Raw genomic sequence first — 17056 nt, forward strand, 5'->3', positions numbered from 1 at the left:
GTGTTCAAGGTGTGGAATTCGCGGCAATGAGCGCCTTGGCATTCACGTTCACCGCAATACTCAACGGTCCATCCAGTTCGGACTCCCGGGCGACGGGCAGGCGCCACACGCGCATGCGTCCCGCCAGCACGTAGCCGAACAAGCCCTTGCTGATGACAAATTCCTTGCCGCGCTGGTTCGTCAGCGTCAACGCGCCGATCTGCGCATGAAAGTTGCCGCTGTTCTTGATCCGCAACGTCCACTCGCCCTGCTCGCGAAAAACCTGCCAGGCGAGCACTTCCTTGCCTGGCGCGCCGCCCGGCAGCACGAAGACGGGCACCGAGTAGCGCAGGCGGATATCGACGCCGCTGCGGCCCGTGTCATCCTCGCGACTGACCTCGTCGATGAGCACGCGGTAGGTCTTTTCCTGCGCGACCGGGCCCGCCTGCGCACGCACCAGGCGGATGGTCTGCCGGCTGTTGGGAGCGATCTCGACAATAGGCGGGCTGGCCACCAGCTCCTGCGTCGGCGCCAGCACTTCCTCGCCGTCGCGCTGATCCCAGGCAAACACGCGCACCTGGCCATACATGGGCTGCTCGCCCAGGTTTTGCAGGTTGATCCCCGTCGCGCTCTGTTCCGCGCGGAAATTGAGCGTCACCGGCGAAATCTGCAGGTTCGCGCCCTGCGCACCCACGGCGTGGCAGGCCAGCAACGCCGGCAAGTACCTGAGCACGGAGGCAAGACGGGCCTTCACGCGGGGCCCGTCTTAAAAGTACACGGTGGCAGTGATGGTCGACTTGTAGGTATCGGGCGCCGGTGTCGCCTGTGGCGGAATGTTGCCGTACACGGTGAGCGGCTGCGAGGTGCCGTTGCCGGTGGCGCCGACCGTATCGGTACCCTGCGTATCGCCCCACAGGGTGGCGCCGGCCGTCTGGTACAGATTGAATTGCACCTTGCCGAGATTGCCGCCGGTGCCGCTCATGTAGCGCGTGGTGCCGCTCGAGCCCGTGCCCGAACCGGCCGTCAATCCCACGTTATACGGCGTGGTATTGGTGCAGGTGACATTCACGGTCGTATTGACGTTCACGGCAGTAGCCAGCACGCCCTGACTTTGGCCAAAGTCGAGGTTGGCCGCCGAAATGGTGCAGTTGGCGATGATTTTCAAAGTGACATCAAAGGTGGAAGTATTGCTGCCGTTCAGATAAACGGCGGCGTCGGCCTGGCCAGACAGCAGGACCGTACCGGCGATGGCGACGCTGGCGGCAGCGGCACAGCGGGAAAAATTAACTCGCAACATGATACCTCCTGATGATGGAACATCATTGCATGGGCCCTTCAACAGACGGGCTTTGAGGATAGTCACGGTATTGCCGGCGTTTTCTTGGGCACGCAAACCAGGACGACAAAAAAACTTGTGCCGAGAGTCAGGAACCCGGGGACTCCGGCATTTTTTGCAGCATTTGCAAAACAGATTTTTTAACAAGCGACATTGCTTTAAATCAATGCATGAGTGAATTATTGGCGATCTGAGAAATCCGCGCTTCTTCTTGCGGAGAAACCTCTTTTGAAACACGAGAAAAGCAGAAAAAAAAGAAAAAGCGAGGCATAATAAGCCACAACTTGCTATTTGGTTAAGTCATCCATGCCATGCCATTGACCAGCGAAACCATCAAAAAGAACATCCTGATCGTGGACGATTCCGCGTTCGAGCAGCGCATGCTGATGGAGCTGCTCAGCGAGCAGCCCTACCGTTTCAGCATCGCGTTCAACGGTTACCAGGGCTACCAGCTGGCACTGGCCACGCATCCCGACCTGATCCTGCTCGACGTGCGCATGCCCGAGATGGATGGCTACACGGCATGCCGTTTGCTCAAGGCCAATCCCGAAACGCAGGAGATTCCCGTGATCTTTCTCAGCGGCGCCGATGCCGCCAAGGAACGCATCATGGGCTTGCAGGTGGGCGGCGTCGACTACATTTCGAAGCCGTTCACGCCGGAAGAACTGGCCGCGCGCATCCATATTCACCTGGGTTTGATGCGTAAAAGCAACAGTACCTTGCCGGTAGCGACGCCGATCAGCGACAGGCTGCAGCATCCCGACCTGGTGTTCGTCAATGCGGTCAAACAACTGATTCTCGACAACCTGGGCAGCCTGCCGAACCTGTCCGAGATCGCCCGCAGCGTGGGCACGTACCGCGAGAAGCTGACCCTGATGTTCCGCGAGCAGACGGGCATGACGGTCTTCGCCTTCATCCGCGAAGCGCGCATTGCCCGCGGCGTGGAATTGCTGCAGCAGACCGAGATCGACGTGCAGGACATCGCCCTGCTGATCGGCTTTCACAACGCGGGCAACTTCGCCACCGCCTTCCGCGAGCGCATGGGTGTCACGCCCAGCGCCTACCGCCAGCGCCTGCAGGAGCAGACGGGCCAGCGGCAGGCGGCCAACGGACACTAACGCTAGAACTTGTAGTTCAGCTTGAGCGCCGCGACGCGGCCGCGCGGATCGGCCTGGGTAAAGTCAAAGCCGGTGGAGGCATAGTCCCAGGGCGCCCGTTTATTAGCCAGGTTTTGCACGATGAAGGTGACGTTCGCCTGCGGCGTCACCTGCCAGCTGCTGGTCGCGTCAAAGGTACTGAAGGCGGCCACCGATTCATCGAGATGCGTCTCCTGCGCATAGCTGCCCACGTAATTCCAGGTGAGCGTGGACGACCACTTGCCCTGTTCCCAGGTGGCCGACGTGACGCCGCGCCATTTCGGGATGGAGCCGAAGTGATTGGTGCCGGCGCCATTGGTCAGCGGCGCGCCATCGGACAGCGGCTCGGCAAAGCGCAGCACGCGGCTCAGCTGGCCCGCCAGGGTCAGCTTGCCCCAGTCCTTGTCGACGAAGCGCTGGCGCAGGTCGATATCGATGCCCGACACTTCGCGCTGGCCCTGGTTGCGGAACTGGCGGTACAGGGTCGTGATGCGTCCATCGGCGCCGCGCGTGATCTGTTGCGGCGCCGTATTTTCATTCGCGAGAATGGTGGTGGCGCTGGCCGTGCCGATCACGCCATCCTGCTTGATGCGGTAGTAATCGAGGCCGATGCTGGAACTGCTGGTGGGCGACACCACCACGCCCAGGTTCAGGTTTTTCGACCGCTCGGGGCGCAGGTTCGGATTGGCGATGGTCATCACCGTCACGCCGCGCGACTGTGTCGGCGTCAGCGGATCGCGGGCATCGATCACGCTGGTATAGCTGACGGCCGTGCTGTCGGTGATTTCCGGCAGCGACGGGGCGCGGAAGGCGCGGGAAACGGTGCCGCGCAGCAGCAACCATGGCGCCGCCTGATAGCGCGCGCTCGCTTTCGGCGAAAACGCATTGCCGAAGTCGCTGTAATGGTCGGCGCGTCCCGCCACGTTGACGGACAGGTCTTTTACGACGGGCACGTTGAACTCGGCGAACAGGGCCGACACATTGCGCGAGCCGTTGATGATGTTGAGCGCGGGGCGCAGTTCCGTGCCCGACAGCACCGCCGTCGAGGTTTGCGAATCCATCTTTTCGCGGCGCCATTGAGCGCCGGCGGCAAAGCCCAGCGGACCGGCCGGCAAGTCCCAGATATCCTTGGCCGCCGAGAAGTCGAGCGTGTCGAGGGTCGACTCGGCTGGACGCAGGGTCGACAGGCGCAGGCGGTTGCGCACGGCTTCACTGTTTTGCGACTGGTCAAAGAAATTGTAGCTGCCCTCGGCCAGCACTTTCTGGAATTCATAGCGGTTGACGAAGTTCTGCACCGTTTCCTCCAGCTTGCTGCTGGAGTGGGCCACGGCCGTATCCCAGTCCCAGCCCGCCCAGGTGCCCTTGGCGCCGGCCAGCGCGCGGTAGAAGGTGACGCGGTCCTGCTTCAGGCGCGGTCCCAGGTCGAACAGCGTGGCAGTGAAGGGCAAGGGCGTCGTGCCCGGATTGTTCGGGTGGCCCACGGGCAGCACCACGGGAATGGTATCGAGCAGCTTGCTGCTGTTGTTCCACACGCGCGTGGCGTTATTCACCGTCAGTGGCGCGCTGAAGGTCTGGTCGGCGCGCGAATAACTGTGCAGCAGGTCGACGTAGGCTTCCGTGTCCGCGTTCAGCTTGAGGGTGCCGCGCAGCGACGAGTGGATGCGCTGGATGCCCGGGATCAGCGTCTTATACGGCGCCGGATTGTAGGCCAGCACCTGGCCGCTGCGATCGGGATTGATGTCGTGGTACGGCACCAGTTGCAGCGGGCCGCGCACGCCGCCGAGGGTCTGCGTGGGATCGTTGCCGGCGTAATTCGTGGCGGTCCAGCCCAGGCTGCCGCGCTGCTGCTGGCGGTAATCGGCGTCGCGCAGCCATGCCACGTCGCTTTGCTGCAGCTTGTCGCGCTGCTGCGCGCCGACCGAGAAGACCACGCTGTAGCCATCTTCCTCGAGCTTGCCGAAACCCGTTTGCAGCGCCGCGCTCTTTTCGTGCTGGCCCGTGCCTTGCGTCGAGCCGCCCCATTGCGCCGTGATGTCCGTGCCCGTGAATTCCTTGTACAGGATGATGTTGACCACGCCGGCCACGGCGTCGGAGCCGTACACGGACGAGGCGCCATCCTTGAGCACCTCGATGCGCTGCACGGCCGCCATCGGCAGGCTGTTGAGGTCAACGAAGGTCTGCTGCAAGTCCTGCGCCGTGGCATAGCTGGCCACGCGGCGGCCATTCACCAGGATCAGGGTGTTTTGCTGGCCTATGCCGCGCAGCGACAGGCCCGAGGTGCCGGCCGAGAAACTGCCCGTGTATTGCTCGTTGTAGCTGTTGCCGCTGTTGGCGGAGATGGCGCGCAGCACGTCCGACACGCTGGTCTTGCCGCCGGCTTTCAACTCCTTGGCCGTGATGACTTGCACGGCGCTGGCGCCCTCCTTTTCGCTGACGCGGATATTCGATCCGGTGACATTCACGCGCAGCATGTCGTCTTCGGCGTGGACGAAGGCGGGAAAGGCGGCGGCGATGGCAAGACTGATGGCGAGTGGTTTGAACATGGTTTCCTCTTATTGGGATTGCAGCCTTTTTCCGATAAAAAAGGCCGAACAGGGGCACGCGGGCCGGGTGGGCCTACGGGCAAAACGACGACGGGGGGGATGAAGCAGTTACGGGATGCGTGGACGGGCACGCACCGGCATCGACTGCGCCATGCGTTGCATGGTCAGCTGGTGCGGGGCGGCATAAAAACAGGCAGAAGGACTAAATCGCAACATAAAAAACACCGGTAAGCGGGGAAAGGCCACTATATCCCGGTGTCTTTATGGCGTGAACGAATTAAAAATTGATTGTATATACGATTTGAATCTAAGGACTTGTCGTTTGACAACATTCAGGCATCGGCATGCGCCATTGGCGCCAGCGCCGCGCGGCGCGCCTGCACGTTCCACCAGTACCAGGAAATCAGGGCATTGACCCAGTAGGCCGCATACAGCACGGCCGTCAGGTGCAGGCCGCGGCTGTAGTAGAGCGGCACGGCCACGGTGTTGACCAGCAGCCAGAAAGCCCAGGTTTCGATGCGCCGGCTCATCAGCAAAAATTGCGCGATGATGCTAAATACCAACACTGCGGAATCGATGAACGGTGCGTAGGCATTCGTGAAGCGGTGCAGCAGCATGCCGTAGATCACCACGGAGGCGATGCCGGCCGGCACCACCCAGGCCAGGGTGCGCCAGCGCGTGCGCGTGATCGGCAAGGGCTTGCCGCCGGCGCCGCGCCGCCATTGCAGCCAGCCGATGACACAGGTGACGATGAAGAACAGCTGCAGCATCACGTCGGCGTACAGGTTGACCTGGAAAAACAGCACGGCAAACAGCACGCAGCCGACCATGCCGATCCACCAGGAATGAATATTATTGCGTCCAGCCAGGATGATGGAGGCAGTCATCAGCACATTGGCGGCGATCTCGAGCGGGGGAGTCAAGCGGATTTCCTTTGCGGGGCAGTGGTTGCACCGCGCCACTATAGCCGATTACACTGCACGGTGTTCGCCATGCCGGAAGCGACGCCCATGGGGGCACGCGGCAAAAAACGCGCGTAAATCGAGGAAATGCGAGTCAGGCCGGGCTTCGGCAGCCGCAGCCCTTGACTTCCATGGCCATTCTGGCAAATTGAATATCAAGTTGAAACTCCAGGGAAGTCCCCATATGCGCATGCGCCATCTCCTGTTTGCGGCAGTGCTCGGCGTATCCGCCGTTCCCGCCGTAGCTTGCCGCATGACGATGGCGCTGGAACAGTGGCCGCCGTATCTCTACCGCGATGCCCAGGGCCGCGCTACGGGCCTGGACCTGGAACTGCTGCGCGCCATCTTCAAGGAAGCGCACTGCACCCTCGTCACCCTGCCGGAACTGCCCACCGCGCGGCGCCAGCTGCTGTTCCAGAAAGGGGGGCTGGACCTGATGCTGGCCGCGTCCGAGACGCCGGAACGCCAGTCGTATGCGCGCTTTTCCATTGCGTATCGCGACGAAGCCGTAGGGCTCTTCAGCAAATCCGGCGCGCCCGCCGCCCACCGCCAGATCTCCAGCTTCGCGCAGCTCGCGCGCGGCAAGTCGACCTTGCTGGCGCCCAAGGTGGGCTGGTATGGCGCGCAATACGCGGCGGCCCGGCCGGCGCTGGAAAAGGCCGGCCGCCTGAACGCGTTCGGCAGCTTCCAGCAGGGCGTGCGCATGCTCGAGGCGGGACGCGCCGACCTGCTGCTGGGCGACGTGCTGGCCGTGCGCCACGAAGCGCGCCTGCAGGGCGTTGCCTTGAACACCCTGCCCTTCCTCGTCCTGCGCGCCCCCGTGCACCTGATGCTCAATGCGCACACGACCAGCGCCGCCGACCTGGCGCGCCTGAACGCCGCCATCACGCACCTGGAACAGCGCGGCGCGCTGGCGGCGATACGCGCCCGCTACGACGCGCCCTGAGGCGATCAGCCCTTGCTGGCCGCTTCCAGGATTTCCAGCTTCGTCTCGCGGCCATTCTTTTGCACGCCCTGCGCCTTGTCGTAGCTTTCGATCAGCGCGCGGTACGGCGGCACGATGTGGTCCGTCATGATGGCGGCGAATTCCATCGCATCGGCGCGGTTCCAGGTGCTCATCACCTCGGCCAGCACGGCATACGTGTCGATCGGCACGGCGCCCGCCTGCGTCACGCGCGCGATGGTGATGTCGGTGGCCATCTTCGACCAGTTACCCGAGGCGTCGATGATGGCAAACACCTTGTAGCCGGCCGCCAGCGCGCTGATAGTGGGAAAAGCCATGCACACGCTGGTCAGCGTGCCGGCGATCAGCAGGGTCTTGCGGCCCGTCTTTTCGATGGCTTCGACCCAGGCCGGATTGTCCCAGGCGTTGATCTGGCCCGTGCGCGGGATGTAGACGGCGTCCGGGTTGAAATGGTGGATTTCCGGGATCAATGGACCGTTCGGGCCGTCTGGCACGGAAGCGGTGGTGAAGGTCGGCATGTTGGCCAGGCGCGACAGCTTGGCCAGCGCCGTGACGTGGCCGCGCAGCACGTGCTGCTCGATGTCGCGCACCAGCTGGAACAAGCCGCTCTGGTGGTCGATCAGCAGCATGACGGCGTCGTCGGGATCGATCATCGGTGGCAAACCTTGGAAGTTGGCGGGGGTGCTCATGGTGGTCTCCTGAAAAACCATGCCGCGGGATGCGGCATGGGTACGGCATAAAGTGAATTACGTCGCGATGCGGGCGAAGCGGCCGCTGTTGAAGTCCTCGAACGCCTGCGCGATTTCCGCTTCCGTGTTCATGACGAAGGGACCGTGGCCGACGATGGGTTCATCGATCGGCTCGCCGCTCAGCAGCAGCACCACGGCATCGTTGTTCGCCTCGACGGTGATGCTGTCGCCGTCGCGCCCGAACAGCGCCATCTGCGCTTCGCGCACCACGCTCTCGCCATTCACCAGTACCGTGCCGTGCAGGACGATCAGCGCCGTGCTCCAACCCCTCGTCACGGGCAGCTGCGTCAGCTTGCCCTGGGCCAGGCGCACGTCCCACACCTGCATAGCCGAAAACGTGCGGGCCGGGCCATGCTGGCCAGCGAAATCGCCGGCGATCACGCGCACGGAACCGGCATCGTCCGGCAGCGCCAGCGTGGGAATCGTGTCGCTGGTGATGGCCTGGTAGCCGGGCGCCGTCATCTTGTCTTTCGCCGGCAGGTTCACCCACAACTGCACCATTTCCAGGGTGCCGCCCGACTGCGTGAAGGCAGGCGAGTGAAACTCTTCATGCACGATGCCGGCGCCGGCCGTCATCCATTGCACGTCGCCGGGGCCGATCACGCCGCCCTGGCCCGTCGAATCGCGGTGCGCCACCTCGCCCTTGTAGACGATGGTCACCGTTTCAAAGCCCCGGTGCGGGTGCGAGCCGACGCCGGGCGGACGCGTGCCGGGCGCAAATTCGGCGGGGCCGGCATAGTCGAGCAGCAGGAAGGGACTCAGCTGCTTGCCATGGCCGCCGTAGGAAAACATCGAGCGCACGGGAAAACCGTCGCCGACCCAATGCCGGCGCGGCGCGCTGTAGATACCTGTGACTGTGTTCATCTCGATCTCCTGTTGGGGGTTGCCATACGATGAAAACAGAATACGCTTGCAACGATGAAGGCGGTAGACGGTAAAATTCGCCATCAGCGTTCCAAAAATAGAACGATCAAGGAGGCGGCATGCAGGACCTGAATGACTTGTATTACTTTGTGCAGGTGGTCGATCATGGCGGTTTCGCGCCGGCCGGGCGCGCGCTGGGCATGCCGAAATCCAAACTGAGCCGGCGCATCGCGCTGCTGGAAGAGCGCCTGGGCGCGCGCCTGCTGCAGCGCACGACGCGGCATTTTTCCGTCACCGACGTGGGTCAGACGTTCTACGAGCATTGCAAGGCCATGCTGGTGGAAGCGGAGGCGGCGCAGGACGCGATCGACCTGACGCGGGCCGCGCCGCGCGGCACGGTGCGCCTGTCCTGCCCCATCGCCCTGCTGCATTCCCTGGTCGCGCCCATGCTGGCCGGCTTCATGCGCGAGCATCCGCAGGTGACCCTGCTGCTCGAAGCGAGCAACCGCCGCGTCGACCTGGTGGCCGAAGGCATCGACGTGGCCATCCGCGTGCGCCCGCCGCCGCTGCCCGACAGCGACCTGGTGCTGCGCGTGCTGGCCGAACGCAGCCAGTGCATGGTGGGCAGCCCGCTGCTGTTCGCCGGCGCGCCGCTGCCGCAAGCGCCGGCCGACCTGGCCGACTGGCCCAGCCTGGCCCTGGGCACGCCACAACAGCAGTACCAGTGGGATTTGCACGGTCCCGATGGCGCGCGCGCCCAGCTGCGCCACACGCCGCGCTTCGTCACGGGCGACATGCTGACCCTGCGCGACGCGGCCGTGGCCGGCGTGGGCGTGGTGCAGCTGCCGACCATGATGATCACCGCGCAGGTGGCCGATGGCAGCCTGCTGCCGCTGATGGAACAATGGCGGCCGCAGCGCGAAATCATCCACGCCGTCTTCCCGTCGCGGCGCGGCCTGCTGCCGGCCGTGCGCGCGCTGATCGACCACCTGGCGCACGGCTTCGCCGCGCTGGAGGAAGAGTGAGGGTTTTCAGGTACGATGGCGCATTCGCCAATCGCCCGGATGCCGCATGCGTTTATTGATTTTGTCTGACCTGCACCATGAATTATGGCGCGACGAAGCGCCGCAAGGCGACCTCGCGCTCAGCTGCCCAGACGCCGTGATCCTGGCCGGCGACATCGACACGGGTAGCCGCGCCGTCGCCTGGGCCGCCACCACGTTCGCGGGCCTGCCCGTGCTGTACGTGCATGGCAACCACGAAGGCTATGGCCACCATCTGGACAAGGTGCGCCAGGAGCTGCGCGCGGCCTGCGCCGCCACGGACAACGTGCATTTTCTCGATGCCGATAGCCACCTCATCACGGACCAGGCAGGCAACAAGGTACGCTTCCTGGGCGCCACCCTGTGGACGGATTTCCGCCTGCTGGGCGACGACACGCGGCAGGCGGCCATGCGCGACGCGGAAGCCGTCATGAACGACTACAAGCGCATCCGCCTGGCCAACATGGGCTTTCGCAAGCTGCGCGCGGCCGACACGGCCATGTTCCACGCGCAGCAAAAAGCCTGGCTGGCGCGCGAACTGGCGCAGCCCTTCGACGGCCGCACGGTGGTCATCAGCCACATGGCGCCGTCGCTGCAATCGGTCGACGATGCCTACGGCAGCGAGGGGTGTTCGCCCGCCTATGCCTCGCGCCTCGATGAACTGGCCGCGCAGGCGGACCTGTGGGTGCATGGCCACATCCACGTCTCGCGCGATTATCAGCTGGGCCAGTGCCGCGTCGTCAGCAATCCGTGCGGCTACAAGTCGCGCAGCGGCACGCCGCAAAATCCCCGGTTCAACCCGAACTTCATCGTCGAGCTGCCGCCGCGTTAATCATGCGCTAATCATCGGGCTTCAAGCGGCCCGCCAGCCATTGCTGCAGGCGGTGCTTGCCGGCCCGGCGCGCCGCGCGCGGCGATGCCTCCGACTGGTGCGCGCCGGCGCCGCCGCGCAGCCTGCCGGCCGCCACCAGCCGATTGCGCGGCTTCGGTGTGGCTTTCACTTTGATCTTCATGGTTGCTCCTTTCAGCCCTTGATGCAGACGACCTGGCGCAAGGTATGCACCACTTCCACCAGGTCGCTCTGGTGCGCCATGACGGCGTCGATATTCTTATAGGCGGCCGGGATCTCGTCGACCACGCCACCATCCTTGCGGCACTCGATGCCGGCCGTCTGCTCGGCCAGGTCGAAGCGGTTGAAGCGGCGCTTCGCTTCGCTGCGGCTCATGCTGCGTCCCGCGCCATGCGAGCAGGAACAGAACGATTCGGCATTGCCCTTGCCGCGCACGATGAAGCTGCGTGCCCCCATGCTGCCGGGAATGATGCCCAGCTCGCCCTGCCGCGCCGAAATGGCACCCTTGCGCGTCACATACAAATCCTCATTGCCATGCGTTTCGCGCGCAATGTAGTTGTGATGGCAGTTGATCGCTTCGCCATCAAGGCGGAACGGCGGCGCATGCTTCGCCAGCACGTCGAGCACGCGGCGCATCATTTCACTGCGGTTGAGCAGCGCATAATCCTGCGCCCAGTCCACCGCCTCCACATAGTCGTCGAACACCGCGGAGCCTTCGCTGAAGTACGCCAGGTCGGCGTCCGGCAGCTGCAGCTGGTGGCGCCGCATGTCCTTCTGCGCGGCGGCGATGAAGTAACGGCCAATCACGTTGCCGATGCCGCGCGACCCCGAATGCAGCATGATCCACACGCGCTGTTCCTCGTCGAGGCAGATTTCGATGAAGTGATTGCCGCCGCCCAGGGTGCCTGCCTGGCAGATCCACGTGCGCTCGAACTGGCGCAGCATCTTGGCGATGCCACGGTGGCGCTCGACGATGTGCGCCAGGCGGTCGCCGAGGGGCCGCACGGCGCGCGCCTGGCGCGAGCCTTGCACGCGGCTCCATTCGTGCTGCTCGAAGCCGACGGGTACTTCCGCTTCGATGGCGCTGCGCAGGCGCGCCAGATTGTCGGGCAGGTCGCTGGCCGTCAGGGTCGTGCGCACGGCATTCATGCCGCAGCCGATGTCGACGCCGACGGCGGCCGGGATGATGGCGCCGCGCGTGGGAATCACACTGCCGACGGTGGCGCCGATACCGGCATGCACGTCAGGCATGGCCGCCACATGCGGATGGACGATGGGCAGGCTGGCGATATTGTGCAGCTGGCGCTGCGCCTGCGCGTCGATATCGTCGGTAAAAATATGCACGGGCACCTGGGCGCCGTGCAATGTCTGATGGATGGGCATAACGTATTCCTTGGTCTTGTCGTTATGCCGGGGTCCTGGTAAACCAAAAAACCCCGGCGAGTTTCCTCACCGGGGTTTTGAAGGACACCGGCTCGGGATCGGCAATGTGCCGATGGCCCCGAGCGTCATGCGCGGGGCTAGTGGTCGTACTTGCTGCCAGCCTGCTCGAACATGGGTTTCCTTTCCTTTATCTGGTTAATCTGAACTGCGGACAATGATTCTGCACTTTATGCCGCAGTGCGTCAACCGCTTTTCATGGCGAAGACGCCAACGTTGTTATTTTGTCGCAGCCGCTTTTTCTTTCGCGATGCGGGCATCGAGCTTGGCTTCATTTTTGGCCGCGTAATGGCTGCACGCCTGCGCATCGATGAAGGGATTCGGCGTGACGCCTTCCAGCAATTGCGTCAGCTTCTGGTCGCCGCCGGAGTGGTCGGGGTGGGCCGAGATCAGGATGTCGCATGGCAGTTTGGCGAAGTCCTGCATGACGCGGCGGAAGGCTGGCGTCAGGTCCGCGTGGCGTTCATCGCCCAGGTAATGAAAATCGTCGGCCGCCACCGGCGTGAGGCTGGCGCCGAACACCACGTTCAGACATTCCTGACGCTCCGCATCCTCGCACGACACCCAGGTCCAGCTGGTGCTGCCCGGCGTATGCCCGGGCGTGTAGCGCGCCGTGACGGTCACGTCGCCCAGTTGCAGGGTTTCGCCATCGGCGATCTCGCGCACGTTCTCCACGGCCGGCATGGGATCGATTTCGCCCGCCTGCGGGTCCATCGCGAGCACCGCTCCGGCGCGCAGCGCCTCAGCTCCCAGCGGGCTGGCCACCACTTGCGCGCCGCTGTCGCGGGCCAGCGCGGCGACGCCGCCCGAATGGTCGAAATGCGCTTCCGTATTCAGGATGAACTTGATGTCTTGCAGGCGAAAGCCCAGCTCGAGGATGTGTTCCTTGATGGCGGCCACCGATTGCGGCAACGCGCCGTCGATCAGGATCAAGCCTGCGCGCGTATCGATCAGCACCACGCTCAAGCCGCCCACGCCCACGTAGTACGTGTCGCCGTGGATGCGCGCCGGCTGCTGCGGGCGGTTCCATTGCGCCGCATACGGCGAGGCGATCGGCTGCGTCAAAGGATCGACGGCGGGTGTGGCGGCATGCGCCGTCAACGGCAGCGCCATGGCGGCCAGCGCGACACTGAGCAAGGTCTTGGGGAAGAAGAAAGGCGGCATGCGGCTCCAGGAAGATAGGCGGGATGAATCGATGCCATAGAGTAACGTCGCCAGCCTCGCGCGGTCAAGCGGACGGACGCGGCCACTTGCGCTACGATAGAGGCCCATCGACTGCCGTGCGCCTTGCCGCGCCCACCGCCATGCGTTTGCTGATTCTGTCCGACCTGCACCTGGAAGTCTGGGGTGAAGACACGCCCGCCATCGACCTTGCCGCCTGCCGCCCCGACGTGGTGATCCTGGCCGGCGACATCGACACGGGCAGCCATGCCATCGCCTGGGCCGCGCGCACCTTCGGCGCCCTGCCCGTGCTGTACGTGCATGGCAACCACGAAGGCTATGGCCATCAGCTCGAACGCATGCAGGACGCCGTGCGCGACGCCTGCGCCAGCGCGAATGCGCGCGGCGCCAACATCCGCCTGCTCGATGGCGACGCCGTGGAACTGGGCGGCGTGCGCTTCCTCGGCGCGACCCTGTGGACGGATTTCCTGCTGTTCGGCGCCGAGCGCCGGGAAGAAGCGCTCAATGCGGCGCAAGCCTACATGCCCGACTACAAGCGCATCAGCACTGGCGGCGATGCGCCGCGCCTCTTGTGCGCGGCCGACACGGCGCAGCTGCACGCGCGGCACCGCGCCTGGCTGGAACAGCAGCTGACGCAGCCTTTCGATGGCAAGACCGTCGTCATCACGCACATGGCGCCCTCGATGCTGTCGGTGGAAGAGCAGTACGCGACGAACCTCGGTTCGCCCGCCTTCGCCTCGCGGCTGGACGCGCTGGTGGCGCAAGCGGACCTGTGGGTGCATGGCCACATGCATGCCTCGCTCGACTATCGCGTCGAGGACTGCCGCGTCGTGTGCAACCCGTGCGGCTACAAGCGGCCGGACGGCACGCCCGAAAACGAACGCTACGATCCCGGCTTCATCGTCGACATCGCCAGCGCGGTTTAATTTTTTCGATAGCGCAGCTGCGCCACGCCGCTGGGCAGCTGGCGCGTGCCGTCCAGGCGCCAGTCGCTGCGCGGCAAGCCATCCTCGAACAGGCGCACGCCCTTGCCCAGCACCACGGGCAGCACGGACAAGGTGACACTGTCGATGACGCCTTCGCGCAAACCGGCGCGGATGACGGCGCCGCCGTCCAGATACACGTGGCGGCACCCCTCCTCTGCCAGCTCCCGCAGCACTTCCCGCACGCTGCCTTCGCGGCGCTGCTCGCCATGGCGCGGCGCGAAGTCGCGGTGGCTCAAGACCACCACGCGCTTGCCCGCATACGGCCATGGCTCAAAACCCAGCACGGCGTCATACGTGGTGCGCCCGATCAGCAGGGTATCGACCTGCTCCATCAAGGCCGTGTAGCCGGTCGCCTCGGGCGAGTCGGGCGCCAGCTCGGCCAGCCAGGACAGGTCGCCATTCTCTCCCGCGATACAGCCGTCGATGCTGATGCCGAGAAAAACGCTGACAGAAGTTTTTTGCATGGGTGTGCTTTCATTTAATTCTACGGTGTAGAATTATGCCCATGAAAACCACAAAACTTCAAGCCATCACCTCTCCCGTGCGCCGCGCGGGGCGTCCGCGTCGCGTCGCGCCCGCGCTGGACAGCGCCAGCATCCTGCACGCGGCCCTGGCCCTGCTCGAAGAGCAAGGCGAAGCGTTTTCCATGCGCGCGCTGGCGCAACGCCTGGGCGTCGATGCCATGGCCGTGTATCACTATTACGCGGGAAAAGAGGAATTATTGCGGGCCTTGATGGCGCAGCGTTTTGCCGCGCTCGATCCGCAGCGGCCGCCGTTCACGCGACGCCAGGCAGCGCCACGACGTGTGCTCGCGCTGTGCGCGCTATACCTGGAACTGGTCAGCGCCACGCCGTATTTCGTGCGCCTGATGGCGCGCGGGCTGGTAGAACAAGCCGACGTGGCCGAACGCTTCACGGCACTGTTCGAGCTGGCCATCGACGGGCTCGCGCTGGACAAAAAAACCCGGCTGCGCGGGCGCGACGCGCTCGTCGATTTCCTGCACGGCTATGCGCTGGCGGGCAGGCCGGCCAGCGAGACGGCCTGGCATGCTTCGGTCGGCCTGATCCTGGCGGGCATGGCCGCCCGGAACTAGCCTGGCATCAGGCCAGCAGCTTGAGTAGCGCCTGGGCGGCAGCTTCCGACGACGCGGGATTCTGGCCCGTGACCAGCAAGCCATCGGTGACGGCGTACGGCTGCCAGTCGCCCAGCTTGGAGTAGACGCCGCCGTTTTGCTTGAGCATGTCCTCGACCAGGAAAGGCACGATGGCGCTCAGGCCGACGGCGTCTTCCTCGGTATTCGTAAAGCCCGTCACCTGCTTGCCGCGCACCAGCGGCGTGCCGTCCGCCGCCTTCACGTGGCGCAGCACGCCGGGCGCATGGCAGACGGCGGCGACGGGCTTGCCGGCGGCGATCATCTGCTCGATCAGCGCGATCGAGTGCGCATCTTCGGCCAGATCCCACAACGGACCATGGCCGCCCGGGTAAAACACGGCGTCAAAGTCGGCCGCCTTCACGTCGGCCAGCTTGCCCGTGTTGGCCAGCACGGCTTGGGCAGCGGCGTCCTGCTTGAAGCGGCGCGTGGCATCCGTTTGCGAATCGGGTTCGTCGCTTTTCGGGTCCAGCGGCGGTTGGCCGCCGTGGGGCGACACCACCGTCAGCCTGGCGCCCGCCTCCTGCAGGGCATAGTAGGGCGCGGCGAATTCTTCCAGCCAGAAGCCGGTTTTCTTGCCGGTGTCGCCGAGTTGGTCGTGCGAGGTCAGTACCATCAGGATGTTCATGTTGCGTCCTTTTATGTCAGGGTTACAGTGCTGCTTCGAGGATACGGCGGCTGCGCGCGAGGTCGATATCGCGGTGTTCGCCGAGGGAGGTCATGCCATGCGCTGCCAATTGCGTCAGTACCGCTTCCACCGCGTCCTGGCCCAGCTGGTAAGCGGACAAGCGGGTCGGGATGCCCAGGCCTTCAAAGAAGGCGCGGGTGCGGGCGATGGCCGCGGTGATGCGCTCGTCGTCGCTGCCGCTGCTGATGTTCCAGACACGTTCGCCATACTGTAGCAACTTCCCGCGTTTCTGCTCGCGCTGCACGTCCAGCAGTGCGGGCAGCACCAGGGCCAAGGTGCGCGCATGGTCGATGTCGTACAGGGCCGTCAGTTCGTGGCCGATCATGTGGGTGGCCCAGTCCTGCGGCACGCCGGCGCCGATCAAGCCATTCAGGGCCAGGGTGGCCGTCCACATCAGATTGGCGCGGGTGGCGTAATCGTCGGACGCGGCGACGGCTTGCGGCGCGATCTCGACCAGGGTTTGCAGCAAGCCTTCGGCAAAGCGGTCCTGCACCTTCGCCTGCACCGGATAAGTCAAATACTGCTCCGTGGTGTGCACAAAGGCGTCGACGAGCCCGTTGGCCACCTGCGTGGCCGGCAAGGTGAACGTTTTACTGGGGTCGAGCACGGAAAATTGCGGATACAGCAAGGGGCTGCGGAAACTCAGCTTGTCGTGCGTGGCTTTTTTCGTCACCACGCCGCCGCTGTTCATTTCCGACCCCGTGGCCGGCAAGGTCAGCACCGTGCCAAACGGCAGGGCGCGCTGGACGTTGGCGCCGCCGCGCTCGGCGATTTCCCACGGCTCGCCGTCGTACAGGGCGGCGGCGGCGACGAACTTGGTGCCATCGATCACGGAGCCGCCGCCGACGGCCAGCAGGAAGTCCACTTTCTCGCCGCGTACCAGGGCGACGGCGCGCATCAGGGTTTCATAGCTGGGATTCGGTTCGATGCCGCCAAACTCCTGCACGCTGCGCTGGCCCAGCGCGGCGCGTACCTCGGCCAGGGTGCCGGTCTTTTCCGCGCTGGCGCCGCCGTACAAGATCAGCACGCGCGCATCGTGCGGCACCAGGGTGGACAATTTGGCGACGGTATCAAGACCGAACACGATACGGGTCGGATTATGGAATTCAAAGTTTTTCATCATGCCGCTCCTGATTATTAGACTGGTCGTCTAGAATGAGTTTCAAAAAATGCGGACGTGGTGC

At 64.5% G+C, this 17056-nt stretch carries 18 protein-coding genes; 6 read left to right on the forward strand and 12 right to left on the reverse strand.

Annotation, left to right across the window (positions count from 1 at the left end):
* Positions 1-4: 4 nt before the first annotated feature.
* Positions 5-733, reverse strand: a complete 729-nt coding sequence (locus GCN78_RS13780; RefSeq protein ID WP_226939631.1) for a fimbrial biogenesis chaperone — start codon at positions 731-733, stop codon at positions 5-7.
* A 12-nt stretch (positions 734-745) separates the two neighbouring features.
* Positions 746-1276, reverse strand: a complete 531-nt coding sequence (locus tag GCN78_RS13785; RefSeq protein ID WP_152252228.1) for a Csu type fimbrial protein — start codon at positions 1274-1276, stop codon at positions 746-748.
* 350 nt (positions 1277-1626) lie between these two features.
* Between GCN78_RS13785 and GCN78_RS13790 the strand changes: the two genes are divergently transcribed.
* A complete protein-coding gene (locus GCN78_RS13790; protein ID WP_152252229.1) occupies positions 1627-2433 on the forward strand; it encodes a response regulator transcription factor in 807 nt (268 codons plus the stop codon).
* A gap of 2 nt (positions 2434-2435) precedes the next feature.
* On the opposite strand, the gene GCN78_RS13795 is transcribed toward GCN78_RS13790, so the two are convergent.
* Together GCN78_RS13795 and pnuC are read right to left on the reverse strand one after the other, a co-directional pair.
* Entirely contained in the window at positions 2436-4994 is a 2559-nt protein-coding gene (locus GCN78_RS13795; RefSeq protein ID WP_193316731.1) for a TonB-dependent receptor, read from the reverse strand.
* 332 nt (positions 4995-5326) lie between these two features.
* Entirely contained in the window at positions 5327-5917 is a 591-nt protein-coding gene (gene pnuC, locus GCN78_RS13800; RefSeq protein WP_152252230.1) for a nicotinamide riboside transporter PnuC, read from the reverse strand.
* Positions 5918-6146: 229 nt separating this feature from the next.
* On the opposite strand from pnuC, the gene GCN78_RS13805 reads away from it, so the two are divergent.
* Positions 6147-6902: a substrate-binding periplasmic protein gene (locus GCN78_RS13805; RefSeq protein ID WP_226939632.1), complete on the forward strand. Its 756-nt coding sequence runs from the start codon at positions 6147-6149 to the stop codon at positions 6900-6902.
* A 5-nt stretch (positions 6903-6907) separates the two neighbouring features.
* On the opposite strand, the gene GCN78_RS13810 is transcribed toward GCN78_RS13805, so the two are convergent.
* A complete protein-coding gene (locus tag GCN78_RS13810) occupies positions 6908-7609 on the reverse strand; it encodes an isochorismatase family protein (RefSeq protein ID WP_226939633.1) in 702 nt (233 codons plus the stop codon).
* Between the two features lie 57 nt (positions 7610-7666).
* Entirely contained in the window at positions 7667-8533 is an 867-nt protein-coding gene (locus GCN78_RS13815) for a pirin family protein (protein ID WP_152252232.1), read from the reverse strand.
* Positions 8534-8652: 119 nt separating this feature from the next.
* On the opposite strand from GCN78_RS13815, the gene GCN78_RS13820 reads away from it, so the two are divergent.
* A complete protein-coding gene (locus GCN78_RS13820; RefSeq protein WP_152252233.1) occupies positions 8653-9558 on the forward strand; it encodes a LysR family transcriptional regulator in 906 nt (301 codons plus the stop codon).
* Positions 9559-9604: 46 nt separating this feature from the next.
* Positions 9605-10408, forward strand: a complete 804-nt coding sequence (locus tag GCN78_RS13825) for a metallophosphoesterase family protein (protein WP_152252234.1) — start codon at positions 9605-9607, stop codon at positions 10406-10408.
* Positions 10409-10415: 7 nt separating this feature from the next.
* On the opposite strand, the gene GCN78_RS29345 is transcribed toward GCN78_RS13825, so the two are convergent.
* From GCN78_RS29345 to bla, 3 genes are all read right to left on the reverse strand, one after another.
* Positions 10416-10589, reverse strand: a complete 174-nt coding sequence (locus GCN78_RS29345; protein WP_193316732.1) for a hypothetical protein — start codon at positions 10587-10589, stop codon at positions 10416-10418.
* Between the two features lie 11 nt (positions 10590-10600).
* Positions 10601-11809, reverse strand: a complete 1209-nt coding sequence (locus GCN78_RS13830; RefSeq protein ID WP_152252235.1) for an RtcB family protein — start codon at positions 11807-11809, stop codon at positions 10601-10603.
* A 276-nt stretch (positions 11810-12085) separates the two neighbouring features.
* Positions 12086-13030, reverse strand: a complete 945-nt coding sequence (gene bla, locus GCN78_RS13835) for a subclass B3 metallo-beta-lactamase (protein WP_152252236.1) — start codon at positions 13028-13030, stop codon at positions 12086-12088.
* An 86-nt stretch (positions 13031-13116) separates the two neighbouring features.
* Between bla and GCN78_RS13840 the strand changes: the two genes are divergently transcribed.
* Positions 13117-13974, forward strand: a complete 858-nt coding sequence (locus GCN78_RS13840) for a metallophosphoesterase family protein (protein WP_226939634.1) — start codon at positions 13117-13119, stop codon at positions 13972-13974.
* Here GCN78_RS13840 and GCN78_RS13845 read toward each other — a convergent pair.
* The gene (locus GCN78_RS13845) at positions 13971-14498 is read right to left on the reverse strand and encodes a dihydrofolate reductase family protein (RefSeq protein ID WP_152252237.1); all 528 of its coding nucleotides are present in this window, start codon (positions 14496-14498) and stop codon (positions 13971-13973) included. The genes GCN78_RS13840 and GCN78_RS13845 overlap by 4 nt on opposite strands.
* A gap of 41 nt (positions 14499-14539) precedes the next feature.
* On the opposite strand from GCN78_RS13845, the gene GCN78_RS13850 reads away from it, so the two are divergent.
* On the forward strand, positions 14540-15127 hold the full coding sequence (locus tag GCN78_RS13850) for a TetR/AcrR family transcriptional regulator (protein WP_193316733.1): 588 nt from the start codon (positions 14540-14542) through the stop codon (positions 15125-15127).
* Positions 15128-15134: 7 nt separating this feature from the next.
* Here GCN78_RS13850 and GCN78_RS13855 read toward each other — a convergent pair whose 3' ends face one another.
* Both GCN78_RS13855 and GCN78_RS13860 read right to left on the reverse strand, forming a co-directional pair.
* Positions 15135-15812 (reverse strand): type 1 glutamine amidotransferase domain-containing protein, encoded by a 678-nt coding sequence (locus tag GCN78_RS13855; protein WP_152252239.1) that lies wholly within the window; start codon positions 15810-15812, stop codon positions 15135-15137.
* Between the two features lie 22 nt (positions 15813-15834).
* Entirely contained in the window at positions 15835-16992 is a 1158-nt protein-coding gene (locus GCN78_RS13860; RefSeq protein WP_152252330.1) for an iron-containing alcohol dehydrogenase, read from the reverse strand.
* Between the last annotated feature and the right edge of the window lie 64 nt (positions 16993-17056).

The organism is Janthinobacterium rivuli, from assembly GCF_009208735.1.
Classification (GTDB): Bacteria; Pseudomonadota; Gammaproteobacteria; order Burkholderiales; family Burkholderiaceae_D; genus Janthinobacterium.

What these genes read in the sequence shown, in the direction of transcription:
- GCN78_RS13785 (WP_152252228.1), bottom strand. Translation starts at nt 1,276, where the DNA reads ATGTTGCGAGTTAATTTTTCCCGCTGTGCCGCTGCCGCCAGCGTCGCC.
- GCN78_RS13790 (WP_152252229.1), top strand. Translation starts at nt 1,627, where the DNA reads ATGCCATTGACCAGCGAAACCATCAAAAAGAACATCCTGATCGTGGAC.
- GCN78_RS13795 (WP_193316731.1), bottom strand. Translation starts at nt 4,994, where the DNA reads ATGTTCAAACCACTCGCCATCAGTCTTGCCATCGCCGCCGCCTTTCCC.
- GCN78_RS13805 (WP_226939632.1), top strand. Translation starts at nt 6,147, where the DNA reads ATGCGCCATCTCCTGTTTGCGGCAGTGCTCGGCGTATCCGCCGTTCCC.
- GCN78_RS13810 (WP_226939633.1), bottom strand. Translation starts at nt 7,609, where the DNA reads ATGAGCACCCCCGCCAACTTCCAAGGTTTGCCACCGATGATCGATCCC.
- GCN78_RS13815 (WP_152252232.1), bottom strand. Translation starts at nt 8,533, where the DNA reads ATGAACACAGTCACAGGTATCTACAGCGCGCCGCGCCGGCATTGGGTC.
- GCN78_RS13820 (WP_152252233.1), top strand. Translation starts at nt 8,653, where the DNA reads ATGCAGGACCTGAATGACTTGTATTACTTTGTGCAGGTGGTCGATCAT.
- GCN78_RS13825 (WP_152252234.1), top strand. Translation starts at nt 9,605, where the DNA reads ATGCGTTTATTGATTTTGTCTGACCTGCACCATGAATTATGGCGCGAC.
- GCN78_RS29345 (WP_193316732.1), bottom strand. Translation starts at nt 10,589, where the DNA reads ATGAAGATCAAAGTGAAAGCCACACCGAAGCCGCGCAATCGGCTGGTG.
- GCN78_RS13830 (WP_152252235.1), bottom strand. Translation starts at nt 11,809, where the DNA reads ATGCCCATCCATCAGACATTGCACGGCGCCCAGGTGCCCGTGCATATT.
- bla (WP_152252236.1), bottom strand. Translation starts at nt 13,030, where the DNA reads ATGCCGCCTTTCTTCTTCCCCAAGACCTTGCTCAGTGTCGCGCTGGCC.
- GCN78_RS13845 (WP_152252237.1), bottom strand. Translation starts at nt 14,498, where the DNA reads ATGCAAAAAACTTCTGTCAGCGTTTTTCTCGGCATCAGCATCGACGGC.
- GCN78_RS13850 (WP_193316733.1), top strand. Translation starts at nt 14,540, where the DNA reads ATGAAAACCACAAAACTTCAAGCCATCACCTCTCCCGTGCGCCGCGCG.
- GCN78_RS13855 (WP_152252239.1), bottom strand. Translation starts at nt 15,812, where the DNA reads ATGAACATCCTGATGGTACTGACCTCGCACGACCAACTCGGCGACACC.
- GCN78_RS13860 (WP_152252330.1), bottom strand. Translation starts at nt 16,992, where the DNA reads ATGAAAAACTTTGAATTCCATAATCCGACCCGTATCGTGTTCGGTCTT.